This window comes from Candidatus Pantoea edessiphila, from assembly GCF_002933335.1.
GTDB lineage: Bacteria > Pseudomonadota > Gammaproteobacteria > Enterobacterales > Enterobacteriaceae > Pantoea_C.
The window spans coordinates 323972-343353 of record NZ_PDKS01000001.1 but is presented as its reverse complement, the minus strand read 5'-3'; the positions used below and the strand labels follow the sequence as shown (position 1 = coordinate 343353).

At 27.9% G+C, this 19382-nt stretch carries 13 protein-coding genes and 3 tRNA genes; 6 read left to right on the top strand and 10 right to left on the bottom strand.

What is annotated here, in order from left to right; genetic code table 11:
• Window positions 1–7: 7 nt before the first annotated feature.
• The 8 genes from CRV11_RS01540 to CRV11_RS03675 form a co-directional block, all read right to left on the bottom strand.
• The gene (locus CRV11_RS01540) at window positions 8–688 is read right to left on the bottom strand and encodes a hypothetical protein (RefSeq protein WP_136131569.1); all 681 of its coding nucleotides are present in this window, start codon (window positions 686–688) and stop codon (window positions 8–10) included.
• Between the two features lie 33 nt (window positions 689–721).
• Window positions 722–3316 (bottom strand): leucine--tRNA ligase, encoded by a 2595-nt coding sequence (gene leuS, locus CRV11_RS01535; protein WP_136131568.1) that lies wholly within the window; start codon window positions 3314–3316, stop codon window positions 722–724.
• A 1122-nt stretch (window positions 3317–4438) separates the two neighbouring features.
• Window positions 4439–4891: an rRNA maturation RNase YbeY gene (ybeY, locus tag CRV11_RS01530; protein WP_136131567.1), complete on the bottom strand. Its 453-nt coding sequence runs from the start codon at window positions 4889–4891 to the stop codon at window positions 4439–4441.
• Window positions 4892–5041: 150 nt separating this feature from the next.
• Window positions 5042–6388, bottom strand: a complete 1347-nt coding sequence (miaB, locus tag CRV11_RS01525) for a tRNA (N6-isopentenyl adenosine(37)-C2)-methylthiotransferase MiaB (RefSeq protein WP_136131566.1) — start codon at window positions 6386–6388, stop codon at window positions 5042–5044.
• Window positions 6389–6710: 322 nt separating this feature from the next.
• Window positions 6711–6782, bottom strand: a tRNA-Gln gene (locus CRV11_RS01520).
• Between the two features lie 38 nt (window positions 6783–6820).
• Window positions 6821–6902: transfer RNA gene (locus CRV11_RS01515), tRNA-Leu, on the bottom strand.
• Between the two features lie 2 nt (window positions 6903–6904).
• Window positions 6905–6981 (bottom strand) — tRNA-Met (locus tag CRV11_RS01510).
• 514 nt (window positions 6982–7495) lie between these two features.
• Window positions 7496–7660, bottom strand: a complete 165-nt coding sequence (locus CRV11_RS03675) for a hypothetical protein (RefSeq protein ID WP_158674482.1) — start codon at window positions 7658–7660, stop codon at window positions 7496–7498.
• Between the two features lie 529 nt (window positions 7661–8189).
• On the opposite strand from CRV11_RS03675, the gene glnS reads away from it, so the two are divergent.
• The gene (glnS, locus tag CRV11_RS01505; protein ID WP_136131565.1) at window positions 8190–9863 is read left to right on the top strand and encodes a glutamine--tRNA ligase; all 1674 of its coding nucleotides are present in this window, start codon (window positions 8190–8192) and stop codon (window positions 9861–9863) included.
• Window positions 9864–9993: 130 nt separating this feature from the next.
• On the opposite strand, the gene fldA is transcribed toward glnS, so the two are convergent.
• Both fldA and gltA read right to left on the bottom strand, forming a co-directional pair.
• Window positions 9994–10524 carry a flavodoxin FldA gene (gene fldA, locus CRV11_RS01500; RefSeq protein ID WP_136131564.1) on the bottom strand — a complete coding sequence of 177 codons (531 nt, stop codon included), beginning with the start codon at window positions 10522–10524 and terminating at the stop codon, window positions 9994–9996.
• Between the two features lie 782 nt (window positions 10525–11306).
• Window positions 11307–12587 carry a citrate synthase gene (gltA, locus tag CRV11_RS01495; RefSeq protein WP_136131563.1) on the bottom strand — a complete coding sequence of 427 codons (1281 nt, stop codon included), beginning with the start codon at window positions 12585–12587 and terminating at the stop codon, window positions 11307–11309.
• 571 nt (window positions 12588–13158) lie between these two features.
• Here gltA and sdhC point away from each other — a divergent pair.
• The 5 genes from sdhC (at window position 13159) to sucA (ending at window position 19372) form a co-directional block, all read left to right on the top strand.
• The gene (gene sdhC, locus CRV11_RS01490) at window positions 13159–13536 is read left to right on the top strand and encodes a succinate dehydrogenase, cytochrome b556 subunit (protein ID WP_136131562.1); all 378 of its coding nucleotides are present in this window, start codon (window positions 13159–13161) and stop codon (window positions 13534–13536) included.
• Window positions 13530–13877: a succinate dehydrogenase, hydrophobic membrane anchor protein gene (sdhD, locus tag CRV11_RS01485; RefSeq protein ID WP_136131561.1), complete on the top strand. Its 348-nt coding sequence runs from the start codon at window positions 13530–13532 to the stop codon at window positions 13875–13877. The genes sdhC and sdhD overlap by 7 nt, the downstream gene beginning before the upstream one ends.
• A complete protein-coding gene (sdhA, locus tag CRV11_RS01480) occupies window positions 13878–15644 on the top strand; it encodes a succinate dehydrogenase flavoprotein subunit (RefSeq protein ID WP_136131560.1) in 1767 nt (588 codons plus the stop codon). It abuts the gene before it with no gap.
• A gap of 36 nt (window positions 15645–15680) precedes the next feature.
• Window positions 15681–16397 carry a succinate dehydrogenase iron-sulfur subunit gene (locus tag CRV11_RS01475; RefSeq protein ID WP_136131559.1) on the top strand — a complete coding sequence of 239 codons (717 nt, stop codon included), beginning with the start codon at window positions 15681–15683 and terminating at the stop codon, window positions 16395–16397.
• Between the two features lie 176 nt (window positions 16398–16573).
• Window positions 16574–19372 (top strand): 2-oxoglutarate dehydrogenase E1 component, encoded by a 2799-nt coding sequence (sucA, locus tag CRV11_RS01470; protein ID WP_136131558.1) that lies wholly within the window; start codon window positions 16574–16576, stop codon window positions 19370–19372.
• Window positions 19373–19382: the final 10 nt, after the last annotated feature.

The window sequence follows — 19382 nt, the reverse complement described above, 5'->3', positions numbered from 1 at the left end:
TATTATATTAATGTTGTTTTTTGGGTGTTGTTTTTCTAATCATAAACTTTTTAAAAAGTATTTGGTCAAGAATACTTTTTTTATGAGTAGGTTCAGTTGTTTTCTGTGATTTATTTTTAACAGGAGGAACTATATTAGTATTGCACGGTTTTGTTTTTGGATTTAACTCTGTTATTTTAACCTTAGAATTTAAATTATAAAGAACAAATAATTGGTTTAACAAAAGATCTGCAGAATGTTTGTTTATTTCATAAACCATTTTATATTTTTTTTTGAAATTTCCTAAATAATTACACAACCAATTTGTACTATCTATATCTATTTCATGAACAACATCCCCTGGTAATTTAAAATTTGCTTTTATCTTAAATATAAATTCACAATTTGGTGGTATTTTACCATTTGATAATTCAGTTTCCTGAAGGTCATTATATTTAGATTGTTTATCATTAAAAACTAACACAGGATACTTTTTATGATTTTCTGGAGTATCTTCAACTACCTTAATATTATTAGAGGATAATCCTTTATAAAATTCAGGTAAAATCGGATTATAGTTTTGCATATCACTAATTACTATTTCCTGAAATCCTAATGGTGCATGACAAACATTAACTGCTTGCTTATTACAATTAGTTAGCATGAATATCATGATTAATATAAATATTTTATTAGCTAATTTTTTCACTTTATTTACCTGTTTTCAATGAGTAATAAAAATTTAATTTGTAACAAAGTTAATAAGTTTACTTGGTATGTATATAACTTGACTAATCATCAATCCTGCTATATGTTTCGTAACTGAATGTCTTTTCAGAACCAGCTTTGTTATTTCTTCTTCTGTGATATTTTTATCTGTAATCGTAATTTTATCCCTTAATTTTCCATTTACTTGTATTAGTATTAAAAACGAATCATTAGTGATAACTAATTTATTAGGAACAGGCCAAGATGAATCATCTATAGTTCCATGTCCTCCTAAATATTGCCATAATACGTAACAAATATGGGGCGTAAATGGATAAAGTAGACGAGTTACAACTAACAATATTTCTTGTCTTAATGCTATATCTTCTTTACTAATAGCATATCTAAGGTTATGAATCAAGGCATTAACTAATTGCATAATCGCTGCAATAGCTGTATTAAAAGATCTGCGGCGTTCAATATCATCTGTTACTTTTACAATAGTATTATTTAATAAATTTGATAATACTTTTTGGTTATTATTAAGATTAGATAAGATTATTGAATCAGTATTTGATATTTGTTTATGTTCAAATACTAATTTCCAAAGACGTTTTAAAAATCTATTTGCTCCAATTATGCCCGATTCTTTCCATTGTAATGTCATTTCTACTGGTGCTGCAAACATAATAAACAGACGTAAAGTATCAGCTCCATAATGATCAATTATGCTTTGTGGGTCAATTCCATTGTTTTTAGATTTAGACATTTTATTCATACCAGCATAAACTAATAGATGTCCTTTATTATCAATAGCTTTTATTATTTGACCTTTTTGATCTCTTTCAATATTAACATTTAGTGGAGACACCCACTCTCGATCACCATTTTTTTTAATATAATAAAAAGAATCGGATAGAACCATACCTTGACAAAGAAGACGTTTAACAGGTTCATTACATTTCAAAAAACCAGCATCACGCAACAATTTATGATAGAAACGAAAATACATTAAATGCATTATAGCATGTTCTATACCTCCTATATATTGATCTACTGGTAGCCAATAATTTGCTGCTAAAGAATCGACCATGTCTGTTTTGTAATTAGGACATGTATAACGTACGTAATACCATGATGATTCCATAAAAGTATCAAAAGTATCAGTTTCTCTAAAAGCAATTTGATTATTTAAATTTATTCTATTCCATTTAAAATCTATTTTAAGCGGGTTTTTTATTCCATCCATTTCGATATTTTCAGGTAATATAACAGGTAAACAATCTTTTGGCATAGGTTTTACTGTTCCATCTTCTAATGTTACCATAGGAATTGGTGTTCCCCAATAACGTTGACGTGATATATTCCAATCACGAAGACGGTAATGTACTTTTCTTTCAGCTATTTTTTTACTTATTAATTCTTCGGAAATAATTTTAACTGCATTTTTATAATTTAATCCATTGAACTTACCTGAATTAAATAATATTCCTTTTTTTAACATTGCCGATTTATTTGTATCTGGTTTACTACCATCAATATTTAGAATAACTGATTTTATAGGTAAATGGTATTTTATAGCAAATTCCCAATCCTGTTGATTATGAGCTGGAACTGACATTACAGCACCTGTAGCATAATCTGTCTGAATAAAATTTGATATACATACTGGAATCAATTCACCAGTTAATGGGTGGATCGCTAGTAAATCAGTGATGATTCCTATTTTTTCTCTTTTGGATATATCCGCTTCGGATATTTTAGTTTTATGATATTCTTCTATAAAATTAGCAACAATAATATTGTTTTTTGCGTTTTTTAAAGATAACGGATGATTGATCGATAAATTTATATAAGTTACTCCCATAATAGTATCTGGTCGAGTAGTATATACTATTATTGATTCTTTGCTAGGATGTGCTAACTTAAAAAATATTTCCAATCCTTCAGATCTCCCAATCCAATTACGTTGCATAACTTTGACTTTTTCAGGCCAACCTGGTAAATGATCTAAATCATTTAGTAAATCTTCTGCATAATCAGTAATTTTCATAAACCATTGTGATATTTCTTTAATTTTAACTTTAGTATCACAACGCCAGCAACAACCATCAATCACTTGTTCGTTAGCTAATACAGTTTGATCTTTTTCACACCAATTAACCTCTGCAGTTTTCTTATATACGAGGTTTTTTTCATAAAGTCTGATAAAAAACAATTGTTCCCAATAATAATATTCTGGTTGACAAGTAGTTAATTCACGACTCCAATCGTAACTATATCCCAAAGATTTCAACTGTTTTTTCATGTAATTGATATTTTTATAAGTCCAAACTGCAGGAATTGTACTATTTTTAACAGCAGCATTTTCTGCTGGTAATCCAAATGCATCCCAACCTATTGGTTGTAATACATTTTTACCAAGCAAACGTTGATATCTTGCAATTACATCTCCGATAGTATAATTACGCACATGACCCATATGTATATTCCCAGAAGGGTAAGGTAACATAGATAGACAATAGTATTTTTCTTTATTGTTCTGTTCGGTCACATTAAATTGTTTATTTTTATCCCAAATATTTTGAACTTTAAGTTCAATATCTTTAGGAATATATTCTTTTTGCATTTATAACACATAATCCTTAGTTAGTTAATTTGCCTAATAATATAATTATTATTTTTCAAAAAACTATTAATAGTTTTTATAATACGTTATTAAATGATATTATATTTATAATATTTAATTAAAATTTATAATTGATTAAAATAACACTTTATAAAAAGATACTATAAATAAATTTAGTTACAATTTAATAAACAATAAAATTTTATAAAGTAGATTATTAAACTCATAATATTTACCGTAAATTAGTTATAGTAATATATTATTTCATAAATATATGAGAATTGTAATTTACAATGTTATATGAATTTATGCAACATTTTGATATTGTTTATGATATCTATAAAAATAATATCATTGAGCAATCTATTAACATCATAGGTATATGATATATTAACTATTAAAATATAGATGTTTAAATTGAGGTGATTATATTAATAACAATTACTTTATAGCTAGTTACTGCACAATAACTATTGTATTAGTATAGCATTAGAAGTTAATCCGCAATTATACGTTATATGAAATAATGTAAATTCATATTAAAGATCAATTTTACATAAATATTATTACGATTAATATTATATTTATTAATTTCGAATCAATTATATAGATTTTTATTGTCTAAAACAATCATCAAAATCAAATAAATTCTTATTGAAATCATATAAGATATATTTCTTATTGTGATTTTTTCAATCTAGATAATATTTGATGTTTTATTTATTAATAATAATCAAAAAACATATAATGATATTAATTTATTTAATAATGTTATAAAAAATTACTAGGAGAAAAACATATTTCTATAAAACTATATTACCTGAAATAGAATATATTTTCTTCTAATTTGTTTAAATTCTACATATTTTTAAAAATTAATAAATATCGTGCACAGATTAACTTTATTAAAGTAGTACACTAAATAAAATTGTTGAGCAGTAATGTTAATAATTTTCACATGTGCAGGATGATAATGATAAAACCAAACGATTTATATTTAATATATTATTGATTGGTAATCAATTTACTGTTTATTAAAATAAATCGATTTTTATAAAAATAATTTTTTATTTTAGAATCTTTATTAACATAATTGGGTATTCAATCATACAAGTTATATTATTAAATATAGGGGTTAGGATAACCAAGAATAGACATTATTTTAATTTCAGTAGCTTCCATTTTCTTAGCTTGAGATAGCTTATTATGATTATAACCAATCAAATGTAATGTCCCATGTATTATTATGTGTGCTAAATGAAATTCAATATTTTTTCCTTGCTCTATAGCTTCTATTTCTAGAATAGGCATACAAACAACTAAATCACCTAACAAAGGCAATTCAATCCAAAAAGGTTTTTCAAAAGGAAATGCAAGAACATTAGTTGGCTTACTTTTTCCACAATATCTTAAATTAAGATCATAACTTTCTTTTTCATTTACTAAGCGTATAGTTATCTGACCTTTTATTTGAAAATATGACAATATCGTTTTAATCCAGTTTTGAAATGTTAATTTATTAGGAATATTATTGCTTTTACAAATTATTTGTAAATTAAGAATATTTTTTGTCATAAACTTACTTTCTATGTATTATTATAGATTTTTGTCAGATGAAAATATACAACATCATTATGAAATATATTATAATTGTAAAACATAAACATTTAGCAAATTAATATAAATCATTAAACTCATGCATACTAATATGTACATTATATTCTTTCATAAAGAATTAATTTTGTTGTCTATGCTTAGCAATTTACCTTTTAAATAATGAATGCCACTATCTATAATTTCTACATCAACAAATTTTCCCATATTAGTGTAAGATCCATTAAAGATCACTACACGATTATTTTCAGTTTTTCCTGATATTGTTTCAAACTCATCACGTAAAATTTTATCTACTAAAACACGTTGCGTAGTTCCAACCATCCGATCACTCCATAGTTTGGCTTGTTTATTTATAAGATTTTGTAGTATATATAGTCTACGTTTTTTTTCTTCTTCTTCGACTTCATCTGGTAAATCTGCTGCTGGAGTTCCTGGCCTTGGAGAATATAAAAAACTAAAACTCATATCAAAATTCATCTCTGATATAAAATTAATAGTATTGTCAAAATCAGATTCAGTCTCACCAGGAAATCCTACAATAAAATCAGAACTTATTTGAATATTAGGTCTTACCTTACTTAATTTTTCAACTATCGATTTATACTGTGATACAGTATGTGATCGTTTCATTAAATTTAATATACGATCAGAACCACTCTGTACGGGTAAATGCAAAAAGCTTACTAATTTTGGTGTATCTCTATAAACTTCAATTAAATCATCATCAAATTCTATCGGATGACTAGTAATAAAACGAATTCGATCTATACCTTTAATTGCTGCTACTAGCCGTAATAAATTAGCAAAAGTACATACTCTACCATCAGTATCGAACCATCGATAAGCATTTACGTTTTGACCTAATAAAATAATTTCTCTCACTCTTTGTTCTGCTAGATTAGAAATCTCTAATAATATTTCGTTACTTGAACGACTGGTTTCTTCACCTCTAGTGTAAGGTACTATACAAAATGTACAATACTTATTACAACCTTCCATAATAGAAACAAAAGCACTTGGAGAGCTCGATATTGTTGGAGGAAATGATCTAAACTTTTCTAATTTTGGAAAACTAATATCTATAATGGGATTTTTATCTATATACAGTCTATTAATCATTTTTGGTAAACGGTGTAAAGTTTGTGGTCCGAAAATAATATCTACATAAGGTGCACGTTCTAGAATATATTCACCTTCTTGCGAAGCTACACATCCGCCAACACCAATAATTAAATTAACATTGTTTTTTTTTAAATTTTTCCATCTACCTAATTGGTGAAATACTTTTTCTTGGGCTTTTTCTCTAATAGAACATGTGTTTAGTAATAGGATATCAGCATTTTCAGATTTTTTAGTCACAATATAACCGTGACTTTTGCTTAACAAATCAACTATTTTAGATGAATCATATTCATTCATCTGACAGCCCCATGTTTTAATATATATTTTTTTCATTATGTATAAATTTCTTTCATAAGAATATAATTTGTATAATTAAATTCTATATAATCATGCTTTTATTGCATAAATAAAATGTATAATTATTATAAGATAACCATGTATTAAACATCACACGATAATATAAAGACTTAACTATAGTAAAATTATCATGTTCTAGTTCTAGAGATTAATCTCTAGATTAATAAGACAAGAAATAAAGACATCATATCAAAAAAGAAAATACAAATTTTTCCTTAATTTTTTATAATCTATTACTGATACACAAACTTGCAATTTGTTTAAAAACTTGCAATTTGTTTAATATTTAGATTTAAAGCTGGGGTACCTGGATTTGAACCAGGGAATGCCGGTATCAAAAACCGGTGCCTTACCACTTGGCTATACCCCAACAAAGTTATATTCGTAAATTTCTTGCTTGCATTCTAATGCGGAAGGCGAGATTTGAACTCGCATACCCGAAAGCGCCAGAACCTAAATCTGGTGCGTCTACCTATTTCGCCACTTCCGCACTGGTAGCTACGACGGGAATCGAACCCGTGACCCCAGCGTTATGAGTGCTGTGCTCTAACCGACTAAGCTACGTAGCTATATATTATGAACTAGTTCAGTATGATAACTTAATTATACTTCCCGTCAACTAATTTTTTGAAATATTTTTGTTTGATATAAATTTATATTTTATATTATTCTTATAATTCAAATAAAATAACATGTTTATTTAATAATATATTTAAAATAAATATTGCTATCATTCATATGTCAGGACAATTTATAATTAACATAATGATCTAGTGAATCGTTAATATATTTGAAATATTGATCCCAATGCATTACATGATTTGATGAACATACAATATAATATTTTATTTCTCGGAACACATTCAGCAGCAACAGATAAAGGAAACAATTATGTAAATATTGAACAATATAGATAAGCTTTTTTGATTTTGGCTTATTGTGTAAAAAATATATTTAAGCAAATTCTAATTATATCTTAACACTATCAGTAAAATTGTTCTTTTTGAAACTATAATATAACATCTGGAATATGATAAGAAAAATATTTACGTTATGCTTTTTTATATTTTGCTATTGAAACTATTATGTTTTATCTGCAGGATTTATAGTTGTTTCTATATCAAGAAATATTTTATCTATAAACAAGAACACTCGCTTCAATTCCTCATTTGTTAATATATTAAACAATCTAACATGCAAACATAGTAATCCAAGAACATTGTTTTTACATATAAATGATTTCGGCATTAAAAGCTAGTACATCGATTTTATTAGAGTTATACACTGTTGTGGTTGGTATCATTTTTATATCAACGATTGATAAACTGTTATGAACTCAAATAACATAATTATTTATACATAAATGCTAAATTAATCCTGTCCTCGAAGTATGAAAGTGCTTTTTTACATATTATTAATATCTGTATTTGGCTTTAGTATTCTAAAATTGAACACATATATTATTCCTGAGTTTATTACATCATAATTGATTGTTAATAATAAATTATATATCTATAAGCTTTAAGCTTTGATTTTTAGTTATTATGCAATATTATGTGTATTTGTATTTTTAATTATTTTATAGTTATATTTTTACACATCATAAACCACTAATAATTGTTGATGTTTTCAGTTTGATTATTAAGTATAAGAAAACTGCTGTATAAAATAATTATTTTTATCTACGATTACATTATATATTTTTATATTAATTTTAATCCATTTCTCTTTGTAATTAAAATATTTATTTTATGACTAATTAAAGGATTTTATACAAATGAAAAAAAATAAACATCAATCAACGAATTTTATTCGTCAAACTATAGATAAAGATATATCTTTGGGTAAATACAAAAAAATACATACTCGCTTTCCGCCGGAACCAAATGGTTATCTTCATATTGGCCATGCAAAAGCTATATGTCTTAATTTTGGTATAGCAAAAGATTATAACGGTAATTGTAACTTACGATTTGACGATACTAATCCTGTAAATGAAAATAATTGTTTTGTTGAATCTATAAAGCAAGATATATCATGGTTAGGTTTCTGTTGGAATGGGAATGTTTGCTATACATCAGATTACTTTGATCAAATATACCAATATGCAATTGAACTTATTAAAAAAGGTTTGGCATATGTAGATGAACTAACAATGCAAGAAATAAAAGATTACCGAGGAGTTTGGACTAAGCCAGGGAAAAATAGTCCTTATCGTGATAGATCCGTGGAAGAAAATCTATTGCTATTCGATAATATGCGCAAAGGTTTTTTTAAAGAAGGAGAAGCATGTTTGCGTGCAAAAATTGATATGTCTTCTAGTTTTATAGTCATGAGAGATCCAGTATTATACCGAATTAAATTTTTTAAACATCATCAAACTAAATACGATTGGTGTATTTATCCGATGTATGATTTTGCTCATTGTATATCTGATTCTTTAGAAGGAATTACACATTCATTATGTACATTAGAATTTTTAGATAATAGACGTCTTTATAATTGGATATTGAAAAACATTTCCGTTTCAAAACGTCCTAATCAATATGAATATTCTAGGTTAAATTTAGAATATTCAGTATTATCAAAAAGAAAACTAAATCAATTGGTAAATAAAAATTATGTTGAAGGATGGGATGATCCTCGTATGCCTACTATTTCCGGATTGCGTCGTCGTGGTTATACACCATCTTCAATTCGTGAATTTTGTCAACGCATCGGAATTACTAAACAACAAAATCTTATTGAAATGAGTTCATTAGAATCATGTATCCGTGATGATCTTAATAAAAATGCACCGCGAGCCATGGCAATATTAGATCCAATAAAGTTAATTATTCAAAATTTACCAATATATTTCGAAAAAAATATTTTAATGAATAATCATCCTAGTAAAACAGAACTAGGCAATCGTACGGTAAAATTTAGCAATCAAATTTGGATTGAAAGATCTGATTTTCTTGAACAACGAACCGAAAATTTTAAGCGTTTAATTCTTGGAAATGAAGTGCGCCTACGTAATGCATGTATTATCCGCTCTGATTATATCACTAAAGATATAAAAGGTAATATTAATTGCATATATTGTACATGTGATCTAAATACACTAGATAACAAACATATTTATGGTTATAAAATTAAAAACGTTGGTATTATTCATTGGATATCAATATTACACGCAATACCTGCAGAATTCCGCTTATACCATAATTTATTTAATATTCGAAATCCAGAAATAGAAGAAGATTTTCTTTCTAATATAAATCTAGAATCAATAGAGATTAAAAACGGTTATGTAGAACAAAATCTTCAAAATGCGGAAGCTACTAATCCTTATCAATTTGAGAGAAATGGATATTTTTGTGCAGATAGCATTCATTCTAGTAAAGATCATTTAGTGTTTAACCGTATTGTTAGTTTACGAGACCCTTATAAGAAATCCAGGTGTTAAAAATATATCTTTTATGCACATTTTTATATTAATTATACTATTATAAATTTATTAATGATTGTATAAAAAATCAATATTTACATCATAGTATTGAAAATTTTGATTGATCAATATTATAAATAAAATTATTTTAAACATTGATATTATTTAAAGTATTTTTACATTCATTTAAGACTTGATTAACCCATTTATTTACTCTGTTTTTAGTAAGTTCTGGCTGTCGATCTTCATCAATTGCAAGTCCTAAAAATTTTTTTTCATTTAAAAGAGCTTTTGATGCTTCAAAGCTATAACCTTCATTAGACCAATGTCCTATAATTGTTGCGTTATTAGATAATACAATGTTATGTATAATTCCTATAGCATCACAGAAGTATTCTGTATAATCTTCTTGGTCACCACATCCAAATAAACCTACTATTTTATTCTTAAAATTTATTTTTTTTAATGTTGGAAGAAAATCATCCCAGTCACATTGGACTTCACCATAGTACCATGTAGGACTTCCTATTAAAATAATATCAAATATTTCCATATCTTCTTTACTAATATCTGCTATATCATAAATTGTTGCTTTATTGCCTATTTGTTGTTGGATCATTTGTGCAATATTTTCTGTATTACCAGTATCACTACCAAAAAAAATACCTATGTCTGTCATGAAAAAAATCCCCTAATTAAAATTAGTAATATTAGTCAACAACTTTAATAATTGGTTTAGTAAGATAGTACTAATCTTTGAAATCATCAAACTTAATTCTAAATATATTAATATTATTAGTTCTAAATATAATTATTATTTCTTGTTTATTATGTAAGGTTTAAGATTCACAAAATAAATTAACATGGATAATATAATGCTTTTTCGTATTAGTTAAAAAATAATATAAATAATTCTATTTGATTTTTAAAAGTTATATTACTAATCTAATAATTAGTACTGATTAATGATTAAATTCTAATTTAGAAAGTTACCTACTTTTAACTAATTGTTTTTAGATATAAATTATATTTTATAAATCAACTATATTGTATAACAACAAATTTTAATATTATTTCATATATTGAATTAACATTTTGCACATACTAGTACTATAACATTTTGCACATACTAGAACTAAAGTATAAGTATACTAGAACTAAAGTATAAGTAGTATTATCTTTATTACAATAATGTATTTTATAATTCATTAATGACATTAAAAAATAATGACATTAAAAAATATTAAGTATAATTAAGAAAATTACTAATCTATATAACAATTAATAATTGTGATGATTCAGGAAAAGTTACATTATATTATTTTCATCACTCAACTCAAATATTATATAATAATCCAAATAAACCAAAATTTCATAAAAACCAATATGGTTTAATCAAAATTATATATTTAGTTGAATATTTTGGTATTAATTAACATTATGAATGTTTAATTTTGAGTACTAATCAATTAATTTAGAAATGAATTCGCGTTCATTATATCCAGTATACAATTGACGAGGCCTAGCAATCTTCATATTATTATCATGCATTTCTTTCCAGTGTGCAATCCAACCAACAGTACGAGACATAGCAAATATAACTGTAAACATTGATGAGGGAATTCCCATTGCCTTCAATATAATCCCAGAATAAAAATCTACATTAGGATATAATTTTCTTTCAATAAAATATGGATCATTTAATGCAATTTTTTCTAATTCCATGGCTACTTCTAAAAGATCATCTTTCATTCCTAGTTCTTCAAGTACTTCGTGGCAAGTTTCACGCATCACTTTTGCACGAGGATCATAGTTTTTATATACACGATGACCGAAACCCATAAGACGAAAAACATCATTTTTATCTTTTGCACGTTTTATAAATTTTTCTATACAATGGACACTATGAATTTCTTCCAACATATTTAAACAAGCTTCATTAGCTCCTCCATGTGCTGGTCCCCAAAGGGAAGCAATGCCTGCTGATATACAGGCAAAAGGATTAGCTCCCGAAGATCCTGCAGTACGCACAGTAGAAGTTGAAGCATTTTGTTCATGATCTGCATGTAATATTAATATACGGTCCATAGCACGTTCTAAAATAGGATTTACTTTATAAATTTCACAAGGGGTGGCAAACATCATATGTAAAAAATTACCAGCATAAGATAGATCATTACGAGGGTAAATAAACGGTTGACCAATAGAATATTTATAACACATTGCCGCTACTGTTGGCATTTTAGATAGTAAACGAAAAGCTGCAATTTCGCGATGCCTTTCTATATTTACATCAAGTGAATCGTGATAAAATGCTGCTAATGCACCAATAACTCCGCACATAACAGCCATTGGATGAGAATCTCTGCGAAATCCATTAAATAACCTAGTTATTTGTTCGTGAATCATTGTATGTCGGATAACTGTCTTGCAAAAATGTGCAAACTGTTTTTTTGTAGGTATTTCTCCATTTAGAAGAATATAACAAACCTCTAAGTAATTAGATTTTGTAGCTAATTGACTAATAGGAAAACCTCTATGTAATAAAACACCCTTATCTCCGTCAATAAACGTAATTTTGGATTCACAAGAAGCTGTAGAAGTAAATCCTGGATCAAATGTCAGCAACCCCTCAGAACTTAAAGTTCTTATATCAATTATATTTTTGCCAGAAGCATCTTTTAATAATTTTAGTTTAATACTTTTACCTTGTAAGGTCAGTGTTATTATTTCACAAGTCATTTAAATTCCTTATTATTTTGACATATTATTTTAATTTAGATCAATTCACAATTAATTACCAATATTGTTTTGTTTTATAACATTGCATTTAATTTATATTAATATTAATTATGTTGTAAAAGTAAATAAACGTAAAATTTAATTTTAATAATTGACAAGTGATATAATATAGAATACATAAAATATTTACTCAGTAAACCAATTATAACTAATTGATTATTTATAACACCTACTATTTCTAGTATTCTACCCATACTATTTCTAGTATTCTACCCATATTCTATAAATAGAAATTGCGATTTTAGTATTTATATTATAATATTACAATACTATAATAATATTGTAATATTATAAATAAAAACAAATCTTTTCATTTGACATGATTATATTATAAATATTACACATAATAACTATTTCAAAAGGTGATAATTATCAATATTTATTTAAAAATAATAAAAAATTCTCAATGAATAATTGTAATCTCCATTATGATCCATTTATACTTGTAAGGATTATTTTTATACCAATGAACTATTTATTAAATTGATTTCAATTAAAATTATTGCAAATAATGAACAAATCAAGACCTATCAACTTAAAATTATCGACGATTCATTTTCCCATTACAGCTATATCGTCTATACTGCATCGTATTTCTGGTGTAATTATACTATTTTTATTTGGCATCTTTTTATGGTTGTTGGATTTATCTCTTTCTTCTCAAGAAAATTTTCAATATGTCATGTCGTTTTTTAACAATATTTATTTTAAATTTATTGTATGGAATATTTTGACTGTTTTTATATATCATATAGTTAATGGAATTCGTCATGTTTTAATGGATTTTCGATTTTTATCTGAAACACTAAAATCTGGTGTTTTATCATCTTACATAGTATTTGTTATCAGTATAATACTGTCTATATTAGCCGGAGTTTTCATATGGTAAATGATACATCGGCTTTAGGCCGTAATGGTATTCGAGACTGGTTAATATTACGTGTAGCGGCTATTGTAATATTTTTGTATATTATTTATCTTTTTGTTTTTTTGATTAGAGTAGATAAATTAAATTACTGTACCTGGCACATATTTTTCGAATATATTACAACGAAAATATTTACTATTTTAATGTTATTGTCTGTTTTATTGCACGGATGGATTGGCATTTGGCAGGTATTAACAGATTATGTCAAGAGGGTGGTAATTCGTATTATATTACAGGTAATTATTGTAATAATATTGTTATCATATGCTATTTTCGGATTTATTATTGTTTGTGGAGGGTAAATGAATTTACCAGTTAGAAAATTTGATGCTGTCGTAATAGGTGCAGGAGGTGCAGGAATGAGAGCAGCGCTTCAGATTACCAAATCAGGGAAAAACTGTGCCTTATTATCAAAAGTATTTCCTACAAGATCTCACACAGTATCAGCACAAGGTGGTATAACCGTAAGTTTAGGTAATATACATAAAGATAACTGGGAATGGCATATGTATGATACAGTAAAAGGTTCTGATTATATAGGGGATCAGAATTCAATTGAATATATGTGTAAAAATGGTCCTGAAACAATTTTAGAATTAGAACATATGGGCTTACCATTTTCGCGTCTAGATAATGGTCGTATTTACCAACGTCCTTTCGGTGGACAATCGAAAAATTTTGGAGAAGAACAAGCAGCACGTACAGCTTCTGCTGCTGATCGTACTGGTCATGCCCTATTACATACTTTATATCAACAAAATTTAAAAAACCAAACAACTATTTTTTCAGAATGGTATGTATTAGACTTAGTAAAAAATGTAGATGATGCTATAGTTGGATGCATTGCTATTAAAATTGAAACAGGTGAAATTGTTTACTTCGAAGCTAAAGCTACTGTATTAGCAACTGGTGGGGCTGGTCGCATATTCCAATCTACAACTAACGCATATATTAATACTGGAGATGGTATTGGTATGGCACTGCGTGTAGGATTACCTGTGCAAGACATGGAAATGTGGCAATTTCATCCAACTGGAATAGCAGGTTCTGGTGTTTTAGTAACAGAAGGTTGTAGAGGAGAAGGTGGATATTTATTAAACAAACATGGTGAGCGCTTTATGGAGCGTTATGCACCCAATGCTAAAGATCTAGCTAGTCGTGATGTAGTTGCAAGATCAATTATGATAGAAATTCGAGAAGGTCGAGGTTTTGATGGACCTCTTGGTCCGCATGTAAAACTAAAACTAGACCATTTAGGAAAAAAAATTCTCGAATCACAGTTACCAGGTATTCTTGAATTATCTTGCACTTTTGCTAATATTGACCCTACAAAAACTCCTATTCCTGTAATACCAACATGTCATTATATGATGGGAGGAATCCCTACTAAAATAACTGGTCAAGTTATACGAATAAACAAGAAAGGTGAAGATGTTATTGTTCCTGGATTATTTGCAGTTGGCGAAGTTTCTTGCGTATCTGTACATGGAGCAAATCGCTTAGGAGGTAATTCATTATTAGATTTAGTAGTGTTTGGTAGAGCAGTGGGCTTGTTTTTAACAAATAGTATAGAAGAACAAGGAGAATTACGTAGTGCTTCTAAAGAAGATATTAATGCTGCTATGGTACGTCTAAATTGTTGGGAAAAAAATAAAACAGGAGAAAATCCGATAACGATTCGCAAAGAACTACAATACTGCATGCAAAACAACTTTTCCGTATTCAGAGAGGGAAAATCTATGGAAAAAGGTATTGATGAGTTAAGGATAATTCGAGAAAAAATGAAATCAGTTAGATTAGATGACCATTCAAAAGAATTTAACACCCAACGTATTGAGTGTTTTGAATTAGATAATTTAATGGAAACAGCATATGCAACAGCAATAGCTGCTCATTACCGTACTGAAAGTAGAGGAGCACACAATCGTTTTGATTTTCCTGACAGAGATGATAAAAATTGGTTATGTCATAGTATTTACCTTCCTCAAACCGAAAGTATGACTACCCGAAAAGTTAATATGGAACCTAAATTTCGTAGTTTTTTCCCACCAAAGATACGTACTTATTAAAAAGATACGTACTTATTAAATTGAGCAAAAATACTTATGAAACTTTGGTTTTCAATTTATCGATATAATAGAGAAATTAATGTTAAACCCTATATGCAAGATTATTTCCTTGATATCAAAGACAATAGAGATATAATGGTTTTAGATGCTTTAATTGCTTTAAAAGAAAAAGATCCAACATTATCATTCCGTCGTTCATGTCGGGAAGGAGTTTGTGGTTCTGATGGTATGAATATGAATGGTAAAAATGGATTAGCTTGTATTACTCCAATATCAAAATTAAGCAATAAAAAACAAAAAATAATTATACGTCCCTTACCAGGATTACCAATCATACGTGATTTGGTAGTAGATATGGATCATTTTTATTCTCAATACAAAAAAATAAAACCTTTTCTATTGAATAATGAAGAAAACAATCCTGAACATGAACATCTTCAATCACCGGCGCAGCGTGAATTATTAGATGGATTATATGAATGTGTTCTTTGTGGCTGTTGTTCTACTGCATGTCCTTCTTTTTGGTGGAATCCAGATAAATTTATTGGTCCAGCAGGATTGCTAACTTTATATCGTTTTTTAATTGATAGTAGAGATACTGAAACAAATAGTCGTCTTGATAATTTATATGATGCCTTTAGTGTTTTTCGTTGTCATAATATAATGAATTGTGTAAGTGTTTGCCCAAAAGGGCTTAATCCTACAAGAGCTATCAATGAAATTAAATTAATGTTACTAAAACATAACAATTAATATGCAATTTTATCGATGCACTTAGAAAATTCTTAATATTATTATTAAATAATTGTATTATTTTTTGTATAATTTGATTTATTCTTTAAAATTATTATAAATGGATTCCCAAAATAATAATCTTAATAAAGATATACTCAATGCTTTATAGTATCGTGGAAATTTAAGGGATTGTAATGCAGAATAGAGCGGTAAAATCTTGGTTAGAATCTTCATGGTTAGCAGGGGTAAATCATTACTATCTTGAAAAACTGTATGAAGATTTTTTAAAAAATCCTAGTTCTATTGATACAGAATGGGAAATAATATTTCAGAATTTAGTCAATAAAGATACCAAATCAGAACAGTTTCATTCTAATATACGTGAATATTTTCGTTGTTTATCATACGATAAAGATCGTTATAATTCTGTTATTACTAATAATAGCTATTATAAACAATTAAAAGTGATGCAGTTAGTTAATGCTTTTCGTTTATATAGTCATAAATATGCGATTTTAGATCCGTTAGGTTTGTGGAAAAAAGATTTAGCCAATGAACTTAATCCGTCTTTTTATAAATTAACTGAGAATGATTTACAAGAAAGTTTTCGAGTAGATTATGCCGGATCATCAGGAATAATCAAACTATCCAATTTAATTCGTAGTTTAAATAATACATACTGTGGTTCTATTGGTGTAGAATACATGCATGTTGATAGTATTGAAGAAAAACTTTGGATTCAAAAAAGCATTGAATATACTGATTATGTAGATTTATTTAGAGCAGAAGAGAAAAAAATATTTTTGAAAAATCTAGTTGCAGCAGAGGGATTAGAAAAATATCTAGGTGCAAAATTTCCTGGCGCAAAACGTTTTTCTTTGGAAGGAGCAGATGTCTTAATTCCTATGTTACATGAGATAATTCAGTATTCGGGGAAAAGAGGAACCCAAGAAATAGTACTAGGTATGGCACATCGAGGTCGTCTTAATGTATTAATAAATATACTAGGAAAAAAACCGGTTGATTTATTTAATGAATTTTCTGGAAGAAACCAAGAATATCTAAGATCTGGAGATGTTAAATATCATATGGGATTTTCCTCTGATATACATACAGAAGGTGGTTTATTACATTTAGTCCTAGCTTTTAATCCATCTCATCTCGAAATCATTAGCCCTGTGATTATGGGTTCAGTGCGTGCTAGACAAGATAGGTTATTAACAAAAAAAGATAACAATAAAATTTTACCTATTACAATACATGGAGATGCTGCTTTAAGTGCTCAAGGTGTAGTCCAAGAAACATTAAACATGTCTCAAACACGTGGATATGAGGTAGGTGGGACTATTCGTATTACAATTAATAATCAAGTGGGTTTTACTACATCTAATCCTAAAGATTCTCGATCAACACAGTACTGTACTGATATTGGTAAAATGATATCAGCACCTATTTTTCATGTTAATGCTGATGATTTAGAAGCGGTATTATTTGTTAGCAGAGTAGCTACGGATTATAGAAATCAATTTAAAAAGGATGTGTTTATAGATTTAGTATGTTATAGACGTCATGGGCATAATGAATCTGATGAACCTACAGTTACTCAACCATTAATGTATCAGAAAATCAAACAACATCCTACTTTACGTAAAATTTATGCAGATTATTTAATAAACAATAAAATCATCTCTGCAAGCGATTTAAATAATATGATGGTATCCTACCGTACTGAACTTGAAAAAGGCGAATGTGTTGTACCAGAAATATGTAATAAAGGTTTACTTTGTTCAATATGGTCAGAATACTTGAAGATCAATAGCGATGATCATTACCAGCATTCTGTAGATATTAAACATCTTCAAAAATTGGCCCTTCTTATTAGCTATATCCCCACAGAAGTAAAATTACAAGAAAGAGTAGCTAAAATTTATAATGATCGAAAAGAAATGGCAGAAGGTAAGAAAAAATTTGATTGGGGTGCAGCAGAAAATCTTGCTTATGCTTCTTTAATTGATCAGGGTGTTTCAATACGTATTTCAGGAGAAGATTCTAGTAGAGGTACTTTTTTTCATCGACATTCTGTTGTTCATAACCAAATTAATGGATCAACTTATATTCCTTTAAATTGTATATCAAGTAATAAGGGAAGTTTTGAAATTTGGGATTCTGTTTTATCAGAAGAAGCTGTTCTTGCATTTGAATATGGATATGCTACTACAGAACCAAGAGTTTTAACTATTTGGGAAGCTCAATTTGGCGATTTTGCAAATGGAGCACAAGTAGTGATTGATCAGTTTATATGTTCTGGAGAACAAAAATGGGGACGATTTTGTGGACTTGTCATGCTCTTGCCCCATGGTTATGAAGGTCAAGGCCCTGAACATTCTTCTGCTCGTCTTGAACGTTATTTGCAACTTTGCGCTGAACATAATATACAGGTTTGTGTTCCTTCTACACCAGCTCAAATGTATCATATGTTACGCCGTCAAATTATTAGAAAAATACGCAGACCCCTAATTGTTATGTCCCCAAAATCTCTATTAAGGCACCCTCTAGTTAAATCAACACTAAAAGAAATGGCTGACGGCAGTTTTCAATTAGTAATTGGTGAATTGTTTAATTTAAATTCAAAAAATATCAAACGTGTATTAATGTGTTCAGGAAAGGTATATTTTGATTTAATTGAACAACGAAGCAAAAATCAACAAAAAGATATAGCTATAGTGCGTATTGAACAACTTTATCCTTTTCCATATCAAGAATTAAAAGAGATGTTAACATTGTACTCTCATGTAAAAGATTTTATTTGGTGTCAAGAAGAACCTCTTAATCAAGGTGCATGGTGTTTTGTAAATCATTATTTTAGTGAATTATTACCATATAATGCTACATTGCGTTATACAAGTCGTCCACCTTCTGCTTCACCAGCTGTAGGTCATATATCAACACATCATAAACAGCAGCAAGATCTGATTAATAACGCATTGAATTAAAAGGAAAGAT

What these genes read in the sequence shown, in the direction of transcription:
- CRV11_RS03675 (WP_158674482.1), bottom strand. Translation starts at nt 7,660, where the DNA reads ATGCCGAAATCATTTATATGTAAAAACAATGTTCTTGGATTACTATGT.
- sdhC (WP_136131562.1), top strand. Translation starts at nt 13,159, where the DNA reads ATGAACAAATCAAGACCTATCAACTTAAAATTATCGACGATTCATTTT.
- miaB (WP_136131566.1), bottom strand. Translation starts at nt 6,388, where the DNA reads ATGAAAAAAATATATATTAAAACATGGGGCTGTCAGATGAATGAATAT.
- ybeY (WP_136131567.1), bottom strand. Translation starts at nt 4,891, where the DNA reads ATGACAAAAAATATTCTTAATTTACAAATAATTTGTAAAAGCAATAAT.
- sdhD (WP_136131561.1), top strand. Translation starts at nt 13,530, where the DNA reads ATGGTAAATGATACATCGGCTTTAGGCCGTAATGGTATTCGAGACTGG.
- leuS (WP_136131568.1), bottom strand. Translation starts at nt 3,316, where the DNA reads ATGCAAAAAGAATATATTCCTAAAGATATTGAACTTAAAGTTCAAAAT.
- fldA (WP_136131564.1), bottom strand. Translation starts at nt 10,524, where the DNA reads ATGACAGACATAGGTATTTTTTTTGGTAGTGATACTGGTAATACAGAA.
- gltA (WP_136131563.1), bottom strand. Translation starts at nt 12,587, where the DNA reads ATGACTTGTGAAATAATAACACTGACCTTACAAGGTAAAAGTATTAAA.
- glnS (WP_136131565.1), top strand. Translation starts at nt 8,190, where the DNA reads ATGAAAAAAAATAAACATCAATCAACGAATTTTATTCGTCAAACTATA.
- CRV11_RS01475 (WP_136131559.1), top strand. Translation starts at nt 15,681, where the DNA reads ATGAAACTTTGGTTTTCAATTTATCGATATAATAGAGAAATTAATGTT.
- sdhA (WP_136131560.1), top strand. Translation starts at nt 13,878, where the DNA reads ATGAATTTACCAGTTAGAAAATTTGATGCTGTCGTAATAGGTGCAGGA.
- sucA (WP_136131558.1), top strand. Translation starts at nt 16,574, where the DNA reads ATGCAGAATAGAGCGGTAAAATCTTGGTTAGAATCTTCATGGTTAGCA.